7 protein-coding genes are annotated in these 8,458 nt (G+C 67.2%); 6 read left to right on the top strand and 1 reads right to left on the bottom strand.

Features of this window, described 5'->3' with window-relative positions; all coding sequences use genetic code 11:
* Positions 1 to 686, bottom strand: a 686-nt coding sequence (locus tag RMO04_RS19685; RefSeq protein ID WP_309646469.1) for an NAD(P)-dependent oxidoreductase, incomplete at its 3' end; no start/stop codon positions are given.
* 85 nt (positions 687 to 771) lie between these two features.
* On the opposite strand from RMO04_RS19685, the gene RMO04_RS19680 reads away from it, so the two are divergent.
* The 6 genes from RMO04_RS19680 (at position 772) to RMO04_RS19655 (ending at position 8,388) form a co-directional block, all read left to right on the top strand.
* Positions 772 to 1,677: a flagellar motor protein MotB gene (locus RMO04_RS19680; protein WP_309646468.1), complete on the top strand. Its 906-nt coding sequence runs from the start codon at positions 772 to 774 to the stop codon at positions 1,675 to 1,677.
* Between the two features lie 95 nt (positions 1,678 to 1,772).
* Positions 1,773 to 2,537: an arginyltransferase gene (locus RMO04_RS19675; protein WP_309646467.1), complete on the top strand. Its 765-nt coding sequence runs from the start codon at positions 1,773 to 1,775 to the stop codon at positions 2,535 to 2,537.
* Between the two features lie 82 nt (positions 2,538 to 2,619).
* A complete protein-coding gene (locus RMO04_RS19670; RefSeq protein WP_309646466.1) occupies positions 2,620 to 3,816 on the top strand; it encodes an acyl-CoA dehydrogenase family protein in 1,197 nt (398 codons plus the stop codon).
* A gap of 122 nt (positions 3,817 to 3,938) precedes the next feature.
* Complete coding sequence (locus RMO04_RS19665) at positions 3,939 to 4,613, top strand: DnaA ATPase domain-containing protein (protein WP_309646465.1); 675 nt, start codon at positions 3,939 to 3,941, stop codon at positions 4,611 to 4,613.
* A 36-nt stretch (positions 4,614 to 4,649) separates the two neighbouring features.
* The gene (locus RMO04_RS19660) at positions 4,650 to 6,866 is read left to right on the top strand and encodes an RNA degradosome polyphosphate kinase (protein WP_309646464.1); all 2,217 of its coding nucleotides are present in this window, start codon (positions 4,650 to 4,652) and stop codon (positions 6,864 to 6,866) included.
* A 19-nt stretch (positions 6,867 to 6,885) separates the two neighbouring features.
* On the top strand, positions 6,886 to 8,388 hold the full coding sequence (locus RMO04_RS19655; RefSeq protein ID WP_309646463.1) for a Ppx/GppA phosphatase family protein: 1,503 nt from the start codon (positions 6,886 to 6,888) through the stop codon (positions 8,386 to 8,388).
* Positions 8,389 to 8,458: the final 70 nt, after the last annotated feature.

Genomic DNA, 8,458 nt, shown 5'->3' with positions numbered 1-8,458 from the left:
AAGCCGAAGTCGAACTTGCCTTCGCTCATGGTTTTCCAGCGGTTGTCGAGCTGCCAGGACTGGGCGGCCCCCTTGGAGATCGCCTCATACACCTCGGCTGGATCGAGGCCGGCGCGCTTGGCGAAGTGCAGCCCCTCGGCCAGCCCCTGGACGACGCCGGCGATGCAAATCTGATTGACCATCTTGGTGAGCTGGCCTGCGCCGGGGCCGCCCATGCGGCGCACGGCCTTGGCGAAGGCTGAGATCACCGGCTCTGCGCGGACGTAGGCGTCGGGCTCGCCGCCGCACATGACGGTGAGTTGGCCGTTCTCGGCGCCGGCCTGGCCGCCGGAGACCGGGGCGTCGACGAAGAAGCGTCCGCCCTGACCCGCCAAGTCCGACATCTCGCGCGCCACGGCCGCAGAGGTGGTGGTGTGGTCGACGATGATCCCGCCCGGCGCCATCGCCGTCAGGATCTGACCGACGACACCGCGCACGTCGTCGTCATTGCCAACGCAGAGGAAGACGACCTCCGCCCCGGCCGCGGCCTCAGCGGGACTCGCGCCGGCGCGCCCGGCATGGGTCGCGACCCAGCGGAGCGCCTTCTCAGGAGAACGATTGAACACCGCGACTTCGTGCCCCGCCTTGGCGAGGTGGCCCGCCATCGGAAACCCCATCACGCCCAGTCCGACGAATGCGACCTTCATGCCCGTCCTCGTTTCGTTACGCTCAACGCCATCTTAACGCGCCCCGTCCACCTTGCCTTCGAATCTGCGTCTCCGGGGTTGAACCATGGCGGTGGGCGAAGCGCCTATCCTGATCAAGAAGGTCAAGAAGGTTTCCGGGCACGGCCACCACGGCGGCGCCTGGAAGGTGGCCTATGCCGACTTCGTGACCGCCATGATGGCCTTCTTCCTGCTGATGTGGCTGATCAATACGACCAGTCCCGAGCAGAAACGCGGCATCGCCGACTACTTCGCCCCGGCCAGCGTTTCGGAGACGACCTCCGGCTCCGGCGGCATCCTGGGCGGCACGGCGCTGGGCGACGACGGCGCCAAGGGCGCGGGCTCGATGTCCATCGTCGAGGAGATGGCGCCCGAATCAAAGGTCCAGGACCAGGGCAAGTCGACGGACGCGGCCAAGGAAGTCTCGCAGCAGACCTCCGAGGAAGCCCTGCGCGAGGCCCTTGCCAAGCGCGAGGAAGCCGCCTTCGCCTCGGCCGCGCAATCCCTTCGCCAGGCGCTGCAGGACATGCCCGAACTGGCCGAGCTGTCGAAGAACATCATGATCGACCAGACCCCCGAGGGCCTGCGGATCCAGTTGATCGACCAGGAGGGTCGCTCGATGTTCAACACCGGCCAGGCCCAGCCCAATGACCGGGCCAAACTGCTGTTGCGCGCCGTCGCCAAGATCATCAACCGGCTGCCCAACCGCATCACCGTCTCGGGCCACACCAGCGTCAGCACCTCGGGTGCCAAGCCCGACGGCGACTGGTCGCTGTCCAGCGGTCGCGCGGACGCTTCTCGCCGCGTGCTGCAAGGCGCCGGCGTCGATCCTGATCGCGTCTACCAGGTGTCAGGCAAGGCCAATTCCGAACCGCTCTATCCTGACGATCCTACCCTGGCCGGCAACCGCCGGATCGCCATCGTGCTGCTTCGCGAGGCCCCGGTGCTGCCCCCAGACAGCGGTCTTCAATGACGGGGTCCGGTCTGTGACGTTTGGGACCTTGCGCCTGAGCTTCCCATGACGCCTAATCCGTCCAGGCGTAGTGGTTCGAAAGCGATCGCAAGTCCGTGACGCAGCACTTTCCGACACGACAACTCAGGTTCTTCCTGACAGCGCCTTCGCCCTGTCCGTATTTGCCCGAGCGGCACGAGCGCAAGGTCTTCGCCCACCTGCCGCTGTCGGATGGCGCCAGCGTCAATGACAGCCTGACTCAGGTTGGGTTCCGTCGCTCACAGAACATCGCCTACCGCCCTGCCTGCGAGGCCTGCTCGGCCTGCGTATCGGCGCGTATCCCGGCCAAGGACTACCTGTTCTCGCGCTCCGAGCGCCGCGCCCTTGCGCGCAACGATGACCTGGAGCGCCATCTCGTCGAGGCCGAGGCGACCATGGAGCAGTTCGACCTGCTGCGCCGCTATCTGGTCAACCGTCACGCCAACGGCGGCATGGCGGAGATGACCTGGCCCGACTACGTGGCCATGGTCGAGGACACCGCCGTCCGGACCCACGTGATCGAGTATCGCCTGCGCTCGCAGGACGGCGGGCCGGGCGACCTGATCGCCTGCGTGCTGGTCGACCTGATGAGCGACGGCCTTTCCCTGGTCTACTCGTTCTACGACCCCACCCTGACCAAGCGCAGCCTCGGATCGTTCATCATCCTGGATCACGTGGTGCAGGCCTGTCTGACTAGCCTGCCCTATGTCTATCTCGGCTACTGGGTCCGGGGGTCGGAGAAGATGGACTACAAGGTCCGCTTTTCGCCCATCGAGCTGTTGCGGCCGGAGGGCTGGTCGTTGATGTCGGCCCGTGATCGCCTGCGCGCCATAGAACCTTGACCATCCCGCATCGTTGACAGCCGCCGCGCGCGGTTCTCACATGGGGCCCTGCGAGGCCGCGAGAGCCTCCACGGAGGACACGATGGATCCCGCACTTGAAGCGTTCCGCCGAGAGGCCCGCGCCTGGCTGGCCGAGAACTTCCCGCCGTCCTTGAAAGGCCAAGGCGCGTTGATGACCGCCGAGGGCCCAACGCCGGAGCATTCCGAGTTCAAGCTGTGGAAGCAGCGCATTGGCGAGCGGGGCTGGGGCGTGCCAACCTGGCCCGCGGCCTATGGCGGCGGCGGGCTCTCGGTGCCCGAGACCCGCATCCTGCGTGAGGAAATGGCGGAGATCGGCGCCTGGAACCCCATCGGCGGCATGGGCGTGATGATGTTCGGGCCGACCCTGCTCGAGTACGGCTCCGAGGCCCAGAAGCAGCGCCACATACCGCCTATTGCTCGCGGCGAGTTGCGCTGGTGCCAGGGCTATTCCGAACCCGGCTCCGGCTCGGACCTGGCGAGCTTGCAGACCAAAGCTGAGGATATAGGTGAGTATTTTCTCGTAAATGGTTCAAAAATATGGACTTCTGGCGCTCAATATGCCGATTGGTGTTTCTGCCTAACCCGAACCGACCCCACCCGCAAGCATGAGGGGATCAGCTTCTTGCTGATCGACATGCGTACGCCAGGGGTGGAGACACGGCCGATCCTGCTGATCTCGGGGTCATCCCCGTTCTGCGAGACGTTCTTCACCGATGTGAAGGTACCCAAGGAGAACCTGGTCGGGCCGCTGAACGGCGGCTGGACGGTGGGCAAGCGCCTGCTGCAGCACGAGCGCAGCGGGATCAGCGGCGCCGACGGCGGGCGGGCCCAGCCCAGCGCCAAGCCCCTGCGTGACGCGGCCAAGAGCTACAAGGGCGTCGACGCCGAGGGCGCCCTGGCCGACAGCGACATGCGTACGCGCGCGGCCATGCTGGACATGGATCAGAAGGCCTACGCGCTCACCATCGCCCGGGTCGCGGCCGAGGCCCGCAACCAGAACGGCCCCAGCGCGGCGACCTCGATCATGAAGAACGCCTATTCGCGGGCGGCCACCGACCAGGCGGAGATGATCGTCGAGGCCATGGGGCTGAACGGCCTTGGCTGGGACGGCGAGGCGTACACCGCGGAGGAGCGCGCCGCCGGCCGGGCCTATCTGCGGATCAAGTCCTCGACCATCGCCGGGGGCTCGCAGGAGATCCAGAACAACATCATAGCCAAGCGCATCCTGGGCCTGCCGGACACCACGCAGAGCCGCTGACGCCGCCAGGCTTCGTCAACAGGGCGCGCCGCTCCGTCCCCAGCGGCGCGACGAACCCGCGTCGACCGCGCGGCCCGGCCTTGATAAACTGCGCGCGTGTTGCAGCTCTCCGGACCCAAGGCATGACGCGCCAATTGCGCCTGGAGCTGCGGCGTCCGGTTTCCTACGCCCGCGAGCACTTCGTGGCGGGGCCGTCGAACGCCCAGGCGCTGGCGATCCTGGATGTCTGGCCGACCTGGCCCGGCGGGGCGCTGGTCCTGTTCGGCCCGACCGGGGTGGGCAAGACGCACCTGGCCCGACACTGGGCCGAACGCGCCAACGCCGCCATCGTGGATCGGGAAGACCCGCAGCTTGCCGAAGCGATCGGCCGCCCGGTGCTGGTGGAGGATGTCGATCAGGGAATCGACGGCGAAGCTCTGTTTCACCTGATCAACATGGCCGGCCGGGAGGGCGGCGGGCTGCTGCTGACCGCCCGCCAGGCGCCCGCCGGCTGGAACGCCGACCTGCCTGACCTGCGTTCGCGCCTCAACGCCCTGCTGGTCGCCGAGATCGAGGCGCCGGATGACGAGGTCCTGGAGGGCGTGTTGAGGAAGTTCTTCCGTGAACGGAGCATCCGCCCGCCCCGCGAGATTTTCCCCTATCTGCTTCGTCGCATGGAAAGGTCGATCCCCGCGGCCCGCGAGATCGTCAAGCAGCTGGACGAAGCCGCCGACGACCTCCAGCGGCCAGTTTCGCGTGCGTTGGCCAGGCAGGTCCTTGAGGACGATAGGGAGAATCTTGACCTTTTCGAGGGATGACTTGTTGCTGTCACACGGTTCGTTCAGAACCTTCCAATGCCGACGGACACGACCTCGATGACCTACGACGCGCCGACCGAGAGCGCCGACGCGAAGCCGCTCTCGTTCGACGCGGACCTGGCCGGATCGCCGGATCGCTTCTTCAATCGCGAAATCTCGTGGCTGGCCTTCAACGAGCGCGTTCTGGGCGAGAGCAAGAACCCGCGCCATCCCCTGCTGGAACGCCTGCGGTTCCTGTCGATCTCCGCCAATAACCTCGACGAATTCTACATGGTGCGTGTGGCCGGCCTGAAGGCCCAGGCGCGCGAGGGCGTCCGCGCCATGTCGCAGGACGGCCTGACCGCCGTGGAACAGTTGCTGCGTGTCAACGCGGACGCCGCCGACCTGATGCTGGATCAGCAGACCCGGTGGCTGCAGCTGCGCGAGGAGTTGGCCGCCGAGGGCCTGATCGTCGTGCAGGTCGACGAGGTCACGCCCGCCGACAAGCTTGCCCTAGAGCCGACCTTCGTCTCTCGCGTCTTCCCGGTCCTGACGCCCCTGGCCATCGACCCGGCCCACCCCTTCCCGTTCATCCCCAACCTCGCCTTTTCGCTGGTGCTGAAGCTGAAGCGGGTTTCCGACGGCCGCCTGCTCTACGCCCTGGTGCCGATCCCCGCCCAGGTGGCCCGGTTCTGGGAGCTGCCGTCAGGCCCCACGCGGCGCAAGCGTCCGCAGCGGCGCTTCATCAGCCTGGAAAGCATGGTCACCCTCTATCTCGACCACCTTTTCCCGGACTCCGATGTCGAGGCCGTGGGGGTGTTCCGGCTGATCCGCGACAGCGACGTGGAGATCGAGGAGGAGGCCGAAGACCTGGTCCGCGAGTTCGAGGTGCGGCTGAAGCAGCGTCGCCTGGGCTCGGTGGTCCGCGTGGAGCTCGAGGCGGCCATGCCCGAGGAACTTCGTGCCTTCATCGTCGAGAATCTGCACGCGCAGCACGAAGACATCATCTTGATTGACGGTCTGCTCGGCCTGGACGAGCTGAGCCAGCTCATCCCGAAGGACCGCGCGGACCTCAAGTTCAAGCCGTTCGAGGCGCGCTTCCCCGAGCGGATCCGCGACCATGGCGGCGACTGTTTCGCCGCGATCCGCGACAAGGACATCCTGGTCCACCACCCGTTCGAGAGCTTCGACGTGGTGGTGCAGTTCATCCGCCAGGCCGCCCGCGATCCCAATGTGCTGGCGATCAAGCAGACGCTCTACCGGACCTCGTCGGACAGCCCGATCATCGCCGCCCTGATCGAGGCCGCCGAGAACGGCAAGAACGTCACCGCCCTGATCGAGATCAAGGCGCGTTTCGACGAAGAGGCCAATCTGAAATGGGCCCGCGACCTGGAGCGGGCCGGCGTCCATGTCGTGTTCGGCTTCGTGGAGTACAAGACCCACGCCAAGCTCTCGATGGTGGTCCGCAAGGAGGGCGACACCCTTCGGACCTACTGCCACTTTGGAACGGGCAACTACCACCCGGTCACCGCGCGGATCTATACCGACCTGTCGCTGTTCACCTGCGACCCGGCCATGGGCCGCGACTCAGCCCGGCTGTTCAATTTCATCACCGGCTACGCTCGCCCTGACGGATTGGAAAAGCTGTCGCCATCGCCGTTGACCATGAAGGCCGACCTACTGACCTTCATCATGCGCGAGGTTCAGAACGCCCGGGCCGGCAAACCCGCCGCCATCTGGGCGAAGATGAACTCGATCGTCGACCCCGTGATCATCGACGCGCTCTACGAGGCAAGCCAATCCGGCGTCTCCATCGACCTGGTGGTTCGCGGCATATGCTGCCTGCGTCCCGGCGTGCCGGGCCTGTCCGACAACATCCGGGTCAAGTCGATCGTCGGGCGCTTCCTGGAGCACTCACGGATCGTGGCCTTCGCCAATGGCGGCCCTATGCCCTCGGCCGAGACCCGAGTGTTCATTTCCTCGGCCGACTGGATGCCGCGCAACCTCGACCGCCGCGTCGAGTGCCTGACCCCCGTCGAGAACCCCACGGTCCACCAACAGGTCTTGCAGCAGATCATGGTGGCCAATCTCAAGGACGAAGCGCAAAGCTGGACGCTCGACGCGGACGGCCGCTATACCCGGGACCCGTCATGGGACCATCCGGGCGCCTTCTCCGCGCACGAGTACTTCATGACCAATCCCAGCCTGTCGGGCCGGGGGCAAAAGGTGAAGGACATGCCGCGCGCGATCGATCATGTGGCCTCGCGCGGATAATCGAGCGCATCTAGGCCCTATGCAGTCAACCTCGCCGATTCCCGGCGCGGCTGGCGTACGCCAGGCCGCGGTCATTGATATCGGCTCGAACTCCGTGCGCCTGGTGATCTATCGCCTGGAAGGCCGGGCGATTTGGACCGTTTACAACGAGAAGGCGCTGGCTGGGCTTGGCCGCGACCTGACGGTCACCGGACGATTGTCGCCCGAGGGGATGGAGACCGCCCTGGTCGCCCTGCGCCGCTTCCGCGCGGCGCTTAGCGGCTGGGACGCGGCCGAACGCTTCGTGGTCGCCACCGCCGCCGTGCGCGAAGCCGTCGACGGACCTGCCTTCATCGCTCGCGTTCAGGCCGAGGCGGGCCTGACCATGCGGGTGCTCACGGGGTCGGAGGAGGCGCGATACGCCGCCCTGGGCGTTCTGGCGGGCCAGCCGGACGCGTCGGGCGTGGTCGGCGACCTTGGCGGCGCCAGCCTGGAGCTGGTGCACCTCGATCCCAGCGCGCCGCGGGACGGCGTCACCCTGCCGCTCGGGCCTTTCGCGCTAGGGGCGCCGCGGCCGCTGGACCTCGATCGCACCCGCAAGCACATCGTCGGCCACCTGGACCGGGCCGCCCTGGCCTTCCGAACCCGCGAGTTCCATGCCGTTGGCGGCGCCTGGCGAAACCTCGCCCTGCTGCACATGGAAATGTCCGACTATCCCCTGCGCGTGGCCCACCAGTACGAGATGAGCCGTAGCGACGCCGTGGACGTGGCCCGCTTCGTGGCGCGCCAGTCCAAGGGTTCGCTGGAGCGCATGCAGGGCCTCTCGAAGAAACGCTTCGACACCCTGCCCTACTCCGCCCTGGTGCTAGACGCCCTGATCGAACGGCTGGGGGTCGAGCGGGTGGTGATCTCCGCCTACGGCCTGCGGGAAGGCTTGCTGCTGGAGGCCATGTCGCCGGAGGAGCAGGCGCGCGATCCGTTGATCGAGGGCTGCGCGGCCCTGACCATGGTGCATGGTCTCGCCAACGCCTTGCCCGAAGCCTTGGAACGCTGGCTGGCCCCGGCCATCGGAGGCTTGCCTCCGGAGTTTGGCCGGCGCGAGGCGGTCTTGACGGCGGCGGCCTGCCGACTGGCCGACTTGGGCGCGCGGCTGCACCCCGACCATCGCGGCGAGCTGGCTTTCGAGCAGGTGCTGCGCGCGCCTATCGCCGGCATGAGCCATCCCGAGCGCGCCTTCCTGGCCTGCGCCGCCTTCGCCCGACACAATCCCAGCCCCAATACACCTGAGCCTGGAACGATCGCCCGGGTACTGACGGTGGAGCGCCGGCAGAGGGCTCGCGCGCTGGGCTCGGCGATCCGCCTGGGCTGCGACCTGTCGGCGCGCAATCCCGCGCTGCTGGAACGCTCGGCGCTGCGCATCGCCGGCGACACCCTGTATCTGACCGCCGAGCCCGGCTGGTCGGACATGCTGCTGGGCGAACAGACCGCCAAGCGCGCCCAGACCCTGGCCCAGACCCTGCGCCTGAAACTGCAGGTCGGTTAAGCCGCGCGTTGCGCGGCGCGCAACTGGCGTTCGAACCTTTGCGCCGAGCCACGATTTCGCGGCTGCTAGA

Origin of the sequence: Phenylobacterium sp., from assembly GCF_031412415.1 — a bacterium.
In the GTDB taxonomy this organism is placed as follows: Bacteria; Pseudomonadota; Alphaproteobacteria; order Caulobacterales; family Caulobacteraceae; genus Phenylobacterium.
This window is presented reverse-complemented; position numbering and strand designations above follow the sequence as displayed.